The 14,441-nt window shown below is 69.1% G+C and carries 10 protein-coding genes, 1 tRNA gene and 1 pseudogene; 3 read left to right on the forward strand and 9 right to left on the reverse strand.

The window, feature by feature from the left end; translation table 11 throughout:
- Positions 1-649 precede the first annotated feature (649 nt).
- From SALPAC2_RS0121585 to SALPAC2_RS0121600, 4 genes are all read right to left on the reverse strand, one after another.
- Positions 650-910, reverse strand: a complete 261-nt coding sequence (locus SALPAC2_RS0121585) for a hypothetical protein (protein ID WP_018218703.1) — start codon at positions 908-910, stop codon at positions 650-652.
- Between the two features lie 62 nt (positions 911-972).
- On the reverse strand, positions 973-1,644 hold the full coding sequence (locus SALPAC2_RS0121590; RefSeq protein ID WP_018218704.1) for a hypothetical protein: 672 nt from the start codon (positions 1,642-1,644) through the stop codon (positions 973-975).
- Entirely contained in the window at positions 1,641-4,112 is a 2,472-nt protein-coding gene (locus SALPAC2_RS0121595) for an FtsK/SpoIIIE domain-containing protein (RefSeq protein ID WP_026185000.1), read from the reverse strand. The genes SALPAC2_RS0121590 and SALPAC2_RS0121595 overlap by 4 nt, the downstream gene beginning before the upstream one ends.
- 366 nt (positions 4,113-4,478) lie before the next feature.
- The gene (locus SALPAC2_RS0121600) at positions 4,479-4,949 is read right to left on the reverse strand and encodes a hypothetical protein (RefSeq protein ID WP_026185001.1); all 471 of its coding nucleotides are present in this window, start codon (positions 4,947-4,949) and stop codon (positions 4,479-4,481) included.
- Positions 4,950-5,221: 272 nt separating this feature from the next.
- Here SALPAC2_RS0121600 and SALPAC2_RS0121605 point away from each other — a divergent pair, with 272 nt between their 5' ends.
- Complete coding sequence (locus SALPAC2_RS0121605; RefSeq protein ID WP_026185002.1) at positions 5,222-5,989, forward strand: Calx-beta domain-containing protein; 768 nt, start codon at positions 5,222-5,224, stop codon at positions 5,987-5,989.
- Here SALPAC2_RS0121605 and SALPAC2_RS0121610 read toward each other — a convergent pair.
- Positions 5,956-9,141, reverse strand: coding sequence for an AfsR/SARP family transcriptional regulator (locus SALPAC2_RS0121610; protein ID WP_026185003.1), 3,186 nt, complete (start codon positions 9,139-9,141; stop codon positions 5,956-5,958). The two genes, SALPAC2_RS0121605 and SALPAC2_RS0121610, sit on opposite strands and share 34 nt — an antisense overlap.
- A gap of 215 nt (positions 9,142-9,356) precedes the next feature.
- On the opposite strand from SALPAC2_RS0121610, the gene SALPAC2_RS0121615 reads away from it, so the two are divergent.
- On the forward strand, positions 9,357-10,502 hold the full coding sequence (locus SALPAC2_RS0121615) for a MerR family transcriptional regulator (protein WP_026185004.1): 1,146 nt from the start codon (positions 9,357-9,359) through the stop codon (positions 10,500-10,502).
- A 4-nt stretch (positions 10,503-10,506) separates the two neighbouring features.
- Here the strand turns inward: SALPAC2_RS0121615 and SALPAC2_RS0121620 are convergent, their stop codons facing one another.
- A complete protein-coding gene (locus SALPAC2_RS0121620; protein ID WP_018218710.1) occupies positions 10,507-11,862 on the reverse strand; it encodes a DUF2786 domain-containing protein in 1,356 nt (451 codons plus the stop codon).
- Between the two features lie 122 nt (positions 11,863-11,984).
- Here SALPAC2_RS0121620 and SALPAC2_RS0121625 point away from each other — a divergent pair.
- Positions 11,985-12,056, forward strand: a tRNA-Lys gene (locus SALPAC2_RS0121625).
- Positions 12,057-12,188: 132 nt separating this feature from the next.
- Here SALPAC2_RS0121625 and SALPAC2_RS0121630 read toward each other — a convergent pair.
- The 3 genes and pseudogenes from SALPAC2_RS0121630 to SALPAC2_RS0121640 form a co-directional block, all read right to left on the reverse strand.
- Positions 12,189-12,713 carry a hypothetical protein gene (locus tag SALPAC2_RS0121630; protein ID WP_018218711.1) on the reverse strand — a complete coding sequence of 175 codons (525 nt, stop codon included), beginning with the start codon at positions 12,711-12,713 and terminating at the stop codon, positions 12,189-12,191.
- A 59-nt stretch (positions 12,714-12,772) separates the two neighbouring features.
- Positions 12,773-13,096 (reverse strand): annotated as a pseudogene (locus SALPAC2_RS0121635) (tyrosine-type recombinase/integrase); the annotation flags it as partial.
- A gap of 125 nt (positions 13,097-13,221) precedes the next feature.
- Positions 13,222-13,578 carry a hypothetical protein gene (locus SALPAC2_RS0121640; RefSeq protein WP_018218713.1) on the reverse strand — a complete coding sequence of 119 codons (357 nt, stop codon included), beginning with the start codon at positions 13,576-13,578 and terminating at the stop codon, positions 13,222-13,224.
- Positions 13,579-14,441: the final 863 nt, after the last annotated feature.

The following is a 14,441-nucleotide window of genomic DNA, read 5'->3' on the forward strand; positions in this document are numbered from 1 at the left end:
ACCAACGCACCGACCAGCTCCCAAGCCCGACCAGATCCCGTGTCCGAACGCGCCCGGAGGTAACAACGTGAGCCTGCCCAACGTCGCTGCTGTGTTGAGATGCCTGCATATCTCCGTCCAACAACAGCAGGAAATGGCCAAGGCTGTCATCCACGACCCTGAGAAGGTCCGAGCCGAATTTCGCTCCCTGACGGTGGGGGTCATTAACCCCCTGGTCAACCGTGCTCTGGGAAACTGCGCCCGGGGGATCAAGCTCCGCGCCGGAGCGTGGCTCCTCGCCCAGGCCGGCGGAAGCCTCACCGAGTGCGTCCGCGTAATCGGCGTCTGCCTTCCGCAGCAGCCCGCCGATGGTGAGCGAAAACCCGAGCCGTCTCCTGACGAGCGAGGCGACAGACCCAACCGTCGACGCAACCAGCGTCTATCCTCATTCGACCAGTCGAGTCGATGACCCGGAGCGCGCCCTGGCTGAGGAGGCCAGCCGGTAAAGCCACCCTGTTGATCGTCCAACTGGCCGGGGCGATGCCGGTGGCTGGCAGTGGTCAGCCACCGGTTCGCGACCCCCACGAGGTGCTTTCCGACGAAGTCCTCGGGCTGCCGGAGGTCGTCTACGCCTCCCTCGAGGGAGTTTCGGTGTTCGTCGAGCTCGGTGTCAGAGGACGGCGTTGTACTTCTCGGTCTGCGCGACGGCGGCCTGGATCAGGCCGGCGCCCTCACCGAACTTCTGCTTGGCGGCGGTGAGCTTGCCGATGGCGCCCATGACGGCGGGCTGCTGGGTGCCGGCCGCGAGGGCCTGGAGTACGGCGATGGCCTTGTCGACCTGGGCGTTGACGCCCGCGAGCTGGGCGAGGGCCTTGTCCGCTTCGGTCTTGCCGTGGGCCAGGCCCGCCTTGATGTCTCCGATGGTGGCCATTGACTTTCCTCCCTGGGTTGTGGGGTCCAACGCCCTGCCGTCGGTCGCAGGTGCGCCTGGTGTCAGCCGCGGGTCGCGGCGATGAAGATGAACCACAAGATCGGCATGCCGACAAAACAGATCACTCCGCCGACCTTCCTGGACCGGGTACCGCCACCCCCGAGGCGGGGCTGCCCGACGAGGCTGATGGTGAGATAACCGGCGAAGAAGGCGAGCGCGGGCAGCCCACACAGGGACCAGGGCACCAGGTGCAATGGGATGCGACCGAGGTCCTTGTCCGGGCTGAGGGCAAACATCAGCAGCGATGCGAAGGTGCCGACTATCGCCGCGATGGAGTAGACGAGGGCATTGCGGGCCAGCGGGGTGAACCCCGGCAACAACGGCGGCTGGGCTGCTCGCCGGTGGGCGTTCTCGGCGGCGGCGTCGGCGGCGTTCGCGGCGGTTGTCGCCCGCCGCAGCGCCTCGCCCGGGTCCGGGATGGGGCCGGGCGCGATCTGGCCGAACTGCGGGGCGGGCAGGCGCAGGGTGGCGGCGAGGTGGTGCAGGTGCTGCCGTTGCGCCGCCACCCGGTGGGTGAGCTGATCCACCGCGGCCTGCCCGTCGCGGCTCGCGGCGGCCTGCTGCTCGCCCCGGGAGCGTTCCTCCTTCAGCAGGGCGGACAGGCGGCGGGCGTGATCCGTGTAGGCGGCCCAGCCACCGTCGCGGGGCAGCGGAGTGTCCGGTTGCTCAGTCATGCGTACTCATCGATCTGGTCTAGGGTGCCGGGGCGCACGTAGGGGACGATGAGGGCGCGGCGGTTGTCGTGCCGGTCGATCAGCAGCGCGCGGTTAGGGCGGGACTGCCACTCCGAGGCGTAGTCGCCGAGTAGGGAGCTGACCTCGTTGCCGGGCAGGTTGAGGGCGACGAGGCAGGCGACCTCGTTGCCCCCGGTGGGCCCGAGGTCGCTGCTGTACCGGCTCACCGAGCGCCACCAGCCGAGCAGGTGGACACCGTGGGTGGGCCCGTTGGCCAACACATCCCGCAGCTCGTCGTGCCCCGAGCGGTAGGTGGTGGGGTCGCTGGTGGTCAGCAGGCTGCTGGCGACATCCGCACCGAAGATCACCAGGTGGGTGGTCGGCCCATCGTCGGAAACGGTCGGCTGGGCGAACTCCGCGAGCCGCGCCCGAAGCTGGGCCGCGCTGAGCGTCTCGTACGGGTGCCCGGCGGCGGCGACCGCCTCCACGGTGGCGTCGGAGGCATCGTCGGCGGCGGCGACCAGCGGCGCGATGAGGAACCGGGCGGTGCCGGGCGCGTACTGGCGGGCCAGACTGGCCGTGGCCGCGTAGAGCACGTCGGCTCCGACCGGGGAGGTACCCAGGACCGCCAGGTGGCTGCCCGGGGTCGCGTCGAGGGTGAAGCCCGCGGTGGGCAGGCCGACGGCCACGGTCCGGCCGACCAGGGCTCGCCGCCGCCGTACGTCGGGGGTCAGGGCGACGAAGGTGGGATCCTCGTCGGGATGTTGCTCGGCGTAGCCGGCGAAGACCGTCGGCGGGGCGCCACCCGGGCGGCGGGCACTCCACAGCAGGTGCCGCTGGGTGGCCACCGATCCCGCGTCGGCGTTCGGGAAGCGGATGACCCGGTTCGCCCCCGGAATCCCGGCCGCCGAGTTGATCACCGCTCCGCCGAGGGGCAGATTGTCCGCACCGTCGTTGAGCTGGTCGAGGACACCACCGCCACCGGCGAGGGCGACCCGCAGCGGAAACTGCCCAAAAATGGAGTCTGTCTTGGTGAAGAGCGCCTCCACCCCGGAGATCGTCTGCGACGCCAGGATCAGGTGGACGCCGTACGAGCGGCCCTTGCGCGCCAACTCCTCAAGGAGCGCCACCGCCTGCTGGGCCACCGCGTCGTTGCCCTCGAAGAGCACATGGAACTCGTCGATCACCGCCAGCAGCCGGGGCATCGCCACATCCGGTCGACCGGTCCGCAGATCGGCCAGCTTCGTCACGCCGGCCCGCTTCAGCTCGGTCGCCCGGCGGGTCATCTCCCGCGACAGCGTCCGCAGCACCGCCAACCCGTACTCTCGGTCGGACTCGATGCCGACCGTGTGGGCGTGCGGAATCCACGACGGGTCCACTACCGTCGGCGTGAACTCCGCGAACGACACGCCTTCCTTGAAGTCCAGCAGGTAGAGCGACAACTCGTCCGGCGAGTAGCGCGAAGCCAGGCCGTAGAGCACGTCGAGGAGAAACACCGTCTTCCCCGACCCGGTGCGACCCCCCACCAACCAGTGCGGCGTCGCGTCGTCCAACGCCAGCACACACTCGGTACGCCCCTCCCGGCCCACCACCGTCCGCAGGCCGTCGATCGACGACTGCTGCCAGATCTGCTCCGGCATCAGCATCGTGAAGTCCGTCGCCGTCTGCACCCGAGCCGACTTCGCCAACCGGCGGCAGACCGCCTCCACCAGCGTGTCCGGCGGGCCGGCGTCCAGCCGTACCGGGACCGCCAACCCCGAGTCGTCCGAGCTGAACCGGTGCTGCCCCGGCGGGTCGGAAACCGCGAACACCCCACCGCTGGACGCCGTCAACGCGGTGGTGCCCTCCAGGCGCGGCGCCGCGTTCAGCCCGCCCGGATGCTGCGGGGGCGGGTAGCCGGCGAGCAGCAGGAACACCCCGGCCGCCGGGCCCGCGTGCGCGATCGCCGACAACCGGGACCACTCCCTACGCCCGGCGCCCTCCGGCATCGCCGCCACACACACCAGCAGCACCGAAGGGTCCGACTCGCCGCCCTGGGCGCGCTCAATCCGCTCCTCCGCCTCGGCCAGCACCTGCTGGAACCCCGGCAGGTCGATCGCCGGACGCGGCCACGCCTCCGCCTCCACCATCTCGCGGAACGGCCCGAAGACGGTCCCGAGGGTCGCCCCATCCACCGCCGCGACCTGAAGCACGCCGTCCGGCAACGCCGCCAACACCCGCAGCAGTACGCCGCGCAGCCAGCGCGCCACCGCCGGATCACGGGCGTCACTGTCGACCGAGAGGTGACCGGCGCCCACGAACGGCGCCACGACACTGAACCCGCTTCCCGCCACCGGTGTCGTGTCGCCCAGCCGTACCGGCATTGGACGCCCCAGCGCCGCGTCCACGCCGGTGGGAAGATCCGCGGCCGAACCGTCCAGTCGGCAACCCAGCCAACCGGGCGTCAGCCCCTCGGCGAGCCGCTGCATCCGGGCGGTGAGACGTTGCGCTTCCTCGCGGGCCTGCGCCGAGACGCCAGCTTTCGCAGTGTGGTCGCGTAACCGGGCCCGAGCGGCCTCAATGTGAGAGACGGCATCCCGGTGCGCCGCCACCGCCCGACCGAACGCTGACGCCACCGACTCCAACGCACGCCCCCAGCTCACCGACCACGGCTACTCGCGCCGACCCTACCCAAAGTGGCCACTCCGAGTCAGCCCCCACGTCGCCCTCAGCTATGGCCTCCATCGACACTCGTTTTCGGCTGTCGTCCCGTCCCGTCACGGGCGAGGAGCGACCAGACGCGCGCCGGCCCCCGGAACGCCGGTCAGCGGCGTCCCGGGAGCCCTGGGTTGAGATCAGAAGCCGTGATTGATTCCGGTGAAGTTGTGGGTGACGCCGGCGGCGATGGTGTAGTTGTTTCCCCAGCCGCAGTACCAGGTCACTCCGTTGTCCAGACAGAAGTGCATGGCGGTGACTCCTGGAAGCGGGGTGCTGGTGTCGGAGTAGGAGTAGTACTGAACGGCCGTACCGTATGGGCCGAAGCGGCTCTGCCACCCGTCTCGCTCGAACCAGACGGATGCCCGCCAGCCGGCATAGCTGCTCCTGAAGGAGCCCTGGTAGTAGTTGTTGTCGTTGCAGGTGCCGGCGACCGGGGTCTCGCGGACGGCGACGGCGGTGCCGATGTTCAGGGTGCTGGTGATGCCGGTGCCCACGCCGTCGCACCGTGCCTGTGCGGCGCTGGGAGCCACCGCCAGGGACGCGAACGTCGCACCGAGAAGCCCCAGCATCGCGGTGATCGCACGCACTCTCGTTTGTCGCCTGCGCATGAGTTCTCCTTTCCTGGCACGTGTGCCGTGCCGTGCCATTCCGTTTCTTGCTGTTCCGTTCCGGGCCCGGCTCTCGATGTGCCCAACCAACGGCACCGCTGTTGTGCGGAGGTTGTGGCGCTGTTGTGCGGCGGCCTGTCCTTCCCGGCGGCGGCGCCTCGCGGAGGCGAGACGGGACCACAACCGCGCCACAACAGGCAGCGGCTAATCCTGGAGACGACCCGTTCGGTCAGCGCCGATCGGGTGCCAGGGAGGTGGACTTTATGAAGGGCATGAGACGGCTGGTTACTGCCAGCGCAATACTGGTGCTGGCGGTGACCGCCACTCCGGTTGGTCCAGCTGTCGCGGACGACATCTGTGCGCCGCGCAGCATTGGCGTCAGCGACGCCACCCAGTTCGAGGGTGGGTTCTTCGCCGAGACGATGACGTTCACGGTGACATCCGCGGGCTGTGCGGGGGGAACCGTTCAGTATGCGACGGGGGCTGACCCGGGCGGCGCGACGCCAATGGCTGAGCCCGGACTCGACTACACGCCGGTATCTGGTGAATTGTCCTGGGCGCCGGGTGACACCACCAACCGCACGGTCGTCGTGGACCTTGTAGGTGACTACGCAATCGAGCCGGACGAGGTGTTCACGCTAGAACTGTTCAACCCGGTCGGGCTGGTACTTGCCGACCCGGTCGGCCTGGGCACGATTCACAACGACGACGTCACGATCACGCCCCTTGGCAAGCCGCACTGCCTGGAATCGTGTGTAGCCTGCCGGCTGAGCGTGATCACATCCGAACCGGCCCCGGTCGACCTGACCATCCACTTCGTCACCCAAGATGGTGGTGCGACGGCCGGATCGGACTACACCGGCATCTCCAACGGGGTGCTCACCGTACCGGCGGGGACGTCAGCGGCGGAGCTGAACATTCCAGTCCACGACGACCAGGCGGCGGAGCGGGACGAGTACTTCTACGTTTACCTCCACGCACCCTCAAACGGAAAGATCACTGAGGATCAGGTAGCCATGGGCATCGTCGACGACGACTGACCTGGTCGTGGGCAAACGTGGACGGCGCTGATGTCGGTTGGCGGCGCGGCGGGCACGGCGGCGGGTGAGCTGAGCGGCGTTTCGCCGGTCAGCTTGCCGGCGAGCTGCTCCGCCTCCTCGGTCGCGTTCGCCTCGCGGTAAAGGCGCACCGCCGTTGACCAGTGGCGCTGGGCGTCACCTCGGCTGCCGGTCAGCTCCGCGAGGTCGCCGAGGTTACGGTGCACGCACGCCTGCTCGTACCGGTCTGGCACGGTCCGCCGAAGGCTGGCGCTCGCCGTCAGGCATCGGCGGGCCTCGTCGAGGTTCGCCAGACGTAGCTGTGCCTCGCCAAGCTGGTTGAGAGTGCGGGCCTCGATGTGCCGATGACCCAGTCTCCGGCTCATCTGCAGTGCCCGATCGAGATGGCCCACCGCGGACGCCGGGTCGCCGCGAGCCAGGTAGGTGCGCCCGAGGTCACCCAACGCGACCATCTGGTAGCGGCGATCGCCGGCCTTGCGGCTCACGGCGAGGGCTTCGTGGAGGCAGTCGAGCGCCGGATCGTGCCGCAGCTGCTGCAGGTGCGCCTCGCCGAGGCTGTTCAACGTGCTCGCCTCGAGCCGGTGCAGACCGACGGATCGGCTGGTGGCCAAAGCCGCGTGCAGTGGGGCGAAGCTGAGATCGGCACGGCCCATCCGGACGTGGACGTACCCGAGGTTGCGCTGGGCGGTCGCCGCGCCGGCCTGGTTGCCGCAGCGGTCGTGCAGCCGCAGTGCGGTCTCGTACGCCTCGATCGCGGCGGTGAACCGGCGCATTTCGACGAAAGCCCCGCCGATGTTGTTGTAGACGTACGCCAAGCCAGCCTCGTCCCCGAGCGGCCGCAACAGCGCCAACGCCTCGTTGTGGCTGTCGAGTGCCCGGTCGAGCTGGTGGGTCGTACGGTAGGCCACGCCGAGTACGCGATGCATCTCGGCCTCGAGGACCGGATCGCCGAGCTGACGGGCGGCCCGGACTCCGTGTTGGCACATCTCCACCCGTTCGGACCAGTCGCCCCGCACGTCGAAGTAGCTGGTCAGCAGGTAGGTCAGCTGGCATGCCGCAGCAGGCTGGTCGTGCTCCTCCGCGTACCGCACGATCGGCAGTAGGTTCTCGCGTTCGGACTCCAGAAACGCGATCGCGTACTCGCGCACGGCGGGAAAGGGCAGCTCCGGAGCCGGATGACGCAGCACCGCCGTCACCCGGTCAAGGTGGCTGTCGAGCACCCGGGTGGCCGCTTCGGCGCCGACCAGATACCAGTCGAGCAACTTCTCGGCCACCTCGGCACGCGCACGCGCGGGCTCGTCGGTCAGCGCACACCGCCGCGCGAAGAGCCGGACCAGATCGTGGAACTGGTACCGGCCGGGCTGTGGCTCGGCAATCAGATGCGCCGCGATGAGTTCGGCCAACGCGGGTCGCCGCACGTCGGCGGGTAGGCCGCAGAGCGCAGCGGCCAGTGGTGCACCGAGGTGCGGCCCGGGATGCAAGCCGAGCAGCCGGAACAGCCGCATCGCGGGTAGCGACAGCGACCGGTACGCGCTCGCGAACACCACGCTGACGTCGCGGCTGCCGTTCTCGATGGACAGGTGGGCCAACCGGTCGCCGTCGGACAACTCCTCGACGAGTACCGCGATGGGCTCAGTAGGGCGCATCGCCAGCTTTGCCGCCGCGATCCGTAAGGCGAGCGGAAGCCGGCCACACAGCTCGGTGAGCCCGGCCACCGCGTCGCGCTCTCGGCCTACCCGCTCGGCGCCGAGCATCTTTGCCATCAGGTCGGTCGCCTCGTCCTGGCTGAACAGGTCAGGGAGGATGGTGTGCACCCGGGTGTGCGTCACCAGGGCGACGAGGCTGTTCCGGCTTGTCAGCACGAGCAGGCTCGCGGCGCTGCCCGGGATCACCGGCAACACCTGCTCGGTGGAACCGACATCATCAAGCACGACGAGCATGCGCTGGTCGGCGAGGATCGTGCGGTACAGGGCGACCCGCTCGGCCAGCCCGGTAGGAAGCCGGTCATCCGGTACCCCGAGGCACCTCAGCAGGACTGCCACCACCTCAGCCGGGGCAAGCGCATCGGCTCGGTCGTGGCCACGGAGATTGACGAAGAGCTGACCGTCCGGAAACCGATCGGTGACGCTGACGGCCCACTGCACCGCGAGCGACGTCTTGCCGATCCCGCCTTGGCCGCTGATCAACACCACGGGTCGGACGTCATCGTGCCCTGTCTCGATGACACTGCTCAGCTCACCAAGCTCGGTGCCGCGGCCGGTGAAGTACCCCACCGGTGCCGGCAGCTGCGCTGGTCGGGGCGGCCTCGCCGCGACCGGGTTCCGGCCCGTCGCCGCGACGGAGTTCCGGCCGAGAACGGTACCCGGCGCCCGCAGCTCACCCGGCGCGGCGCCGCGTAGCAGCGCGGTGTGCAAGTCTGCCAGCTCGGGCGACGGATCTACCCCGAGTTCCTCCGCGAGCCGAACGCGTAGCCGTTGGTAGGCGTTCAGTGCCTCGGTCGGCCGCCCGGACGCCGTCAGGGCGAGCATGCGCAGGCCCACCAGCCGTTCCCGGGTCGGATCCGCGGCCAACAGCCGCTCAATGTCGCCGAGCGCCTCATCCGGCCTGCCGAGGCAGGTCAGTACCTCGCAGCGGTCCATCTGCGCGGCGAGCCGCAGGTCCGCCAGGCGCGCCGCCTCGGCCGCTGTCCACCCGACCGGATCGGCGTCGGCCAGTGCCTCGCCACGCCACAACTCCAAGGCCTGTGCCAGGACGTCGGCAGCCCAACCGGCCATTCCGGCGGCCACGCCGTCCCGCGCCGCCCTGGTCTGCTGTTCGAACCGGTACGCGTCCACCGCCGTCGCGTCGATGGCCAGTAGGTAGCCCGGCTCCCGGGTCTGCAGTATTCCGCCCAACCCGCTCGCGTCGAGCGCGAGGCGCAGCCGCGCCACGTGACTGTGCAGCGATCGGACGGCGGTTCGTGGTGGACGCTCCCCCCACAGCGCCTCGACGAGCCGCCACAGCGGCAGCACCGCGCCGGGCCGCAGGGCCAGGGCGGCCACCAACGCACGATGTCGCCGTCCCGCCAGCTCGGTCCGGCCGCGTGGTCCGATCACTTCGACGCCGCCGAGAATATTGACCTCAACACCCGGCATCATCGATCCCTCCCGCTGTGGCAGCCCAGGCCGTCGCGGCTGCTGACGAGGGCATCGGGACCGAAAGGAACCTGGCTCCGAGGCCACCCTTCGACCAAAGGATAGGTAGGGACCGGCTGGGGCGGGCGGCTAGCGCTGGTACCGGACAGCCCACGGTGGGTGGCTCAGCATTTCTGCTTGCCCCTCACGTAGCGGCATGTCACATAGTCAACGCCGTGGAGGATCACCTGACTGTGGGGCAAGCGGCCGAGCTGGCCGGCGTAACCGTCCGCACGCTGCATCACTACGACGAGATCGGCCTCCTGCGGCCGTCCACCCGAACCGTTGCGGGACACCGGGCCTACTCGGCGGGTGATGTGGAGCGGCTGCGGGAGGTGCTCGCGTACCGGCGGCTTGGTTTCGGGCTGCGGGAGATCGCGGACCTGGTCAACGATCCGACCACCGACACGGTCGCGCACCTGCGTCGGCTGCGCGGGTTGCTGCTGGACCAGCGGGACCGCGCCGCCGCCATGGTGACGGCCATCGACCGGGAGTTGGAGGCACGGGCAATGGGAATCAGGACGACACCAGCGGAGCAGCTGAGAGTGTTCGGCGCGCAGCTGTACGACGAGATCGGGTCCGCCTACCCGGCGACGCGGCGCACCGAGCCACGGATCGCCGCCCGGATCTGGGACGCGCTGGGAGATGCCCGTACGGTGCTGAACGTTGGGGCGGGCACCGGCTCCTACGAACCGTACGACCGTGAGGTCACGGCGGTAGAACCGTCGGCGGTCATGCGCGCGCAGCGTCCCCCGGGCGCCGCGCCGTGCGTGGCCGCCGCTGCGGAGAGTCTGCCCTTCGAGGACCAGTCCTTCGACGCCGCGATGGCGGTCAGCACCGTGCATCACTGGCGGGACCCGGTCGCCGGGCTGCGGGAGTTGCGGCGGGTTGCGCGCCGGGTGGTGGTGTTCACCTATGACGCTGAGGGCACCGGCTGGGGGCAGCGGTTCTGGCTCACCCGCGACTACCTACCCGAGTTCGCGGATCTGCTGGTGGGCTGGCCGTCCCTCGCCGACCTAACCCGTGCGATCGGCGGACGTGCCGAACCGGTGCTCGTCCCATGGGACTGCGCTGACGGCTTCTTCGAGGCCTACTGGCGCCAGCCCGAGGCGTACCTGGACGAACATGTCCGCCGGGCGACGTCGGTCTGGACCAGAGTGGGAGCGCAGGCGGAGGAGCGGGCAGTCAGGTCGCTCCACGAAGACCTGTCGTCCGGCCGGTGGGCCGAGCGGAACCGCGACCTCGTCGCCCTCGACACGGCCGAGCTGGGCCTCCGGCTGCTCGTAGCGGGAGGTGACGGCGGCGGCGGCGCCAGGTGGTAGCTGGTCAGCGGTGCGTGACGGACTCGCGCCCGTGCAGCGAAGCCTGGTCGGCCGCGGCCCGGCCGGACGCCCAGCCGGCCCGGTTGTTGATGGTCGTTGTCTGCTGGGTCAACTCGGGAAACTGCTGGTTGAAGAGATCGCGTACGGCGTCGTCGCGGGCGGCGAGGACCGGGAGGAAGTGGGCGGCCTGCGCCGAGTCGGCCATCTCCTGGTCCACTCCGCCGGTCGCGGCCTCGAGCCGTTCGCCGATCCGCGACGCGTACGCGGTAAGGAACGACTGGCGGAACGAACGGGTCGTGTTACGCCCGTACCGGTCGGTGCTGGGCTTGGCCTGGGTCATCGCTCGCGTCGCCTGCACCAGCAGCGAGGTGAACAGCAGCTCGGTGGACTCCAGGTCGGCCGGGAAACCGACAACACTACTGAACCCGAAGCGTTTGCTCCACACCGCACGGCAGCTGTTGGCCGCGGCAACGACCTGCAACAGCAGGGTCTTCGGCGCCTCGTACGGATTGTCGATGCCCACCCGGCGGGTGACCGGCTGCTCGCGTTCACCGGTCGCGGCGATGAGTAGGGCGTGGTCGATGCGGTGCCGGGCCATCAGTTCCTGGGCCTTGGCGGTGAACGCCTCCGCCTCCTCCGGGAAGTCGGTGGACTCCGCCTTGGCCAGCAGGGCCCGAACCCGGTCGAGGATTCGCTGATCCAGGTCGGCCGGTGGTGCCGTCCTGGAGGGCTGGGCGGTGCCCGGCATCGGCCCGACCTGCTCGATCGGCGGTAGCGTCGCGAGCAGATAGCACATGTCGATCATGGTGGCGATGACCGCGCTGCGGTCCAGGCCCTGTCGCTCGCCCCACACAGTCGGATAGTGGTCGTCGTGCTCCCACCACACCGTCGCGTCGAGGGACGTCAACTGCGACTGCCATCGTGGATCGACGGTCGCCGCGGCGTAGCCGCGCATCTGCGCCGCAATAACATCGATCATGAGCCGCCCGTGCCGCGCGGCGTGTTCACGGCGGGCCACCCGTACCAGCTCGGCCGGCTGCCAACCGCGCCGCCAGGCCTGCTCGACCTCGTGGAGCAGGTAGGTCAGCAGCGCCCGGTTGACAACCTGGAGCCCGGCGGCGCCGCCGGGCCCGTTGATCAGCAGGCGGAGGCAGTCGTCGAGCTCGGCTTCGTCGTCGTGCTGCCGGGCAACCATCGCCTCGTTGATGAACTGGTCCGCGAGTTGCCGCTGCGTCGGTACGCTCGACCCGCCGTACCTGCCCAGCGGGTCGTCCTGCCCAGTCGCTGCGGCCCGTCGGCGCTGAGCCGCCGTGGCGGCCTTCCGCTTGGCCTTGTGGCGCTCACGACTGTTCTTGCCCATCGGTATCCTTCGGGTCCGCGAGGTCGAGCACCGAACGTTAGCAACCGGAGCTAGGCCGTACACCCGTACCACCTGGGCGGCCCCTGAGCGGAGCCGGCAATCGGGTAGCCTGGTGCCCCAGCGGGCCGTTAGCTCAATGGTAGAGCTGAGGACTTTTAATCCTTAGGTTCAGGGTTCGAGTCCCTGGCGGCCCACTCCGTTCCAGCTCAGCAGCCCTTTGTGGGGTCGCTGTCTTTGTCAGCACGGCTCGTACAGCAGCGAAGTACAGCAGTAGCCGCCTCACCGATCCAGCGCGCTGCCGAGCCGCTGCCCATGCCGCACGCCAGCTACCGGCAGAGTGAGCCGATCAACTCCTCGAAGTTGGGGAACTCTTCCCGCGCTGCGGTGATGACCTCATTCGCCGACCTGCGGTGCGAGGGTGCCCAGCGTTGGGCGATCTCCGCGAGGCGGATGTCCGTGCGCGGCTCATGTTCGTGATCGGGGTAAGCCGTCGCTTCCCACGGACCGAAGCCGTCGGCGAGAAGCCACAGGTAGTCCCACAGGTTCTGCGCCACGACGCCCATCTCGCCCTCCGAGCCGAGAAACACCATCGGCTGCTGCTCGATCGGCTCGCCACGGCGCGCGACCCAAAAGGCGGCAAGACCACCAGTGCCGTCTTGCCCGAAGACCCGGAACTCGGACCCGTCCAGCTCCCCATTTCCCGTCCACGCCCGCCACCACTCGGCAATCTCGCCCGAGTCGAGGAAGTGGGAGTACGGCTCGAAGTCGACGCCGGCCCCATCCCTGTAGTCGAAGCCGACCTCATGAGCTTCGGACAGCGGAGTCGGCAACGTACGACCATCGTGATCCACGGCAGCACCCTAACCAGGAGGACCGACGGAACGCCGACAGCGGATCGATGAGGGGCTCTTCACCGATCCAGCGCTTGGCCGAGCCGCTTGAGCGCGTCGCGGGTGGCCGCCGAGGAGACCACCGTATAGATCTCCATGGTGATCGCGAACTGCGCGTGCCGAAGGATCTGCATTGCCACGCGGGGGTGCACGTCCAGGTCGGCCAGGAGCGAGGCACAGGTCCGCCTGGCATCCCGAACGGTGATCCGCCGGACGCCTGCCGTGTCGCAGCGCCGGTCCCAGAAGCGGTTGAAGTTGCGCGGTTCGACCGGCCGGCCGTAGCGGGTGGTGAAGATCAGGTCGGACGGCTGCCAGGCCGGGCCGGCGGCGTCCCGGGCGGCGGTCTGCGCGGCAGGCGTCAAGGCCGTCTTGACGTGGCGGACCGGTCGGCGGCCCGACCACGATGGCTTCAAGCTAGCTAACACCAACGGGCCAGAACCTCGCCATCACGGGACCGATTGCCGCGACGTTACTGAGGTGCCCGGGTGGCCGGAATTTCCTGTGGGCAGTCGACGGGCACGGGGGTGATCTCGCGGGGCCCACTGGTCTCCCGGCGAACGTCGAAGCGCACGCAAATGTTGTAGTACACCTCGTCGTCGTCGGCCAGCCAGCCCTCAGAGGCGCGGCCCACCATCATTACCTCTACCGTGGCCAGCAGGCCCACCCCACGCTCGTTAGGATCGTGGACCGAGGAGGTGAGCTGCTCGCCTTCGGTTTCGGCGACAAGCCGGTTGAGTACGGACCGGTTGCTTTTCCAGCCCTTCAGACTGAGTGAGTCGGTCGCCCAGGGCTCGGTTTCGTGGGCGACCTGTTCGGCCCTCTCCAAGACCCTATCCCGAGCGCTGTGGTGGCCCGAGGGGGCGCATCCAGCGGAAGGCAGCACGACGAGGCAGGCCAGCAGCGCGCCGACGCCTGTCCGCCCCCAGCGAGCCGGATCAAGCACCCGTCGACTATCGATGATGTGTCGCAACATGATGCCAGTACATCCCCGATTCCGTCGTCAAGCATCCGTCCGAGTACTCAGTGCGGGCCCTGAGTCGCCATGACTCGCAAACTACTGCGGCACTGATGCCGCAGATGCCACGTGGTGGGTGACTAACCGAGTGACGACGGGTACGAGCAGCGACGGACGACCACGGACGCACGCGGAAGGTTCCTGCACCTCAATGCCCCTGGCGACGCCGGTCAACGAGCCGTGATCGTTGCCTGGGGGTCAAGGAGTCCTCCGGGGCACACATGGGGCACAAGACAGCGTCAAACGTCGGCAACCAGCCGTCAACGACGTGAGCCCAGGAGCGAGCGTAAGCAGCACGTCGACCGGGCCGCCCCAGGTCGCGGGCGAGACGGTCTAAGTTCCGCTTCAACGTCTGATACCTGCGGTCGAGATTCAATACCGTTGCAGGTCGTTTCTTGTGGCGTTGAGGAAGGGCAGCGCGGCATCGTCCATGTACACCCACGGGTCGGTACCCTCGGCGAGGCCGTCCCACACGGCATCGTTGAACTTGCGGGCCAGGTGGGTGGCAGCAGTAGCGACGTCTGGATCTGCAAGCAGGGCGATCTTCTTCTGTAGAAAGCCACATGCGGTGAGTCCGCATGATCGCTTGGCCGTGGTCGAAAGGGTCGGCGCTGCGTCGCTGCTCGATGACGTGGGATACCTCTTGGACGATCTCTAGGAACTCCAGGTAGGCA

This window comes from Salinispora vitiensis (genome assembly GCF_000378825.1).
GTDB classification, from domain to species: Bacteria; Actinomycetota; Actinomycetes; order Mycobacteriales; family Micromonosporaceae; genus Micromonospora; species Micromonospora vitiensis.

Bases quoted from the DNA above. Each gene is read 5' to 3' on its own strand.
- SALPAC2_RS0121585 (WP_018218703.1), bottom strand. From the start codon at position 910: ATGGCCACCATCGGAGACATCAAGGCGGGCCTGGCCCACGGCAAGACC.
- SALPAC2_RS0121590 (WP_018218704.1), bottom strand. From the start codon at position 1,644: ATGACTGAGCAACCGGACACTCCGCTGCCCCGCGACGGTGGCTGGGCC.
- SALPAC2_RS0121595 (WP_026185000.1), bottom strand. From the start codon at position 4,112: ATGCAGCGGCTCGCCGAGGGGCTGACGCCCGGTTGGCTGGGTTGCCGA.
- SALPAC2_RS0121600 (WP_026185001.1), bottom strand. From the start codon at position 4,949: ATGCGCAGGCGACAAACGAGAGTGCGTGCGATCACCGCGATGCTGGGG.
- SALPAC2_RS0121605 (WP_026185002.1), top strand. From the start codon at position 5,222: ATGAGACGGCTGGTTACTGCCAGCGCAATACTGGTGCTGGCGGTGACC.
- SALPAC2_RS0121610 (WP_026185003.1), bottom strand. From the start codon at position 9,141: ATGCCGGGTGTTGAGGTCAATATTCTCGGCGGCGTCGAAGTGATCGGA.
- SALPAC2_RS0121620 (WP_018218710.1), bottom strand. From the start codon at position 11,862: ATGGGCAAGAACAGTCGTGAGCGCCACAAGGCCAAGCGGAAGGCCGCC.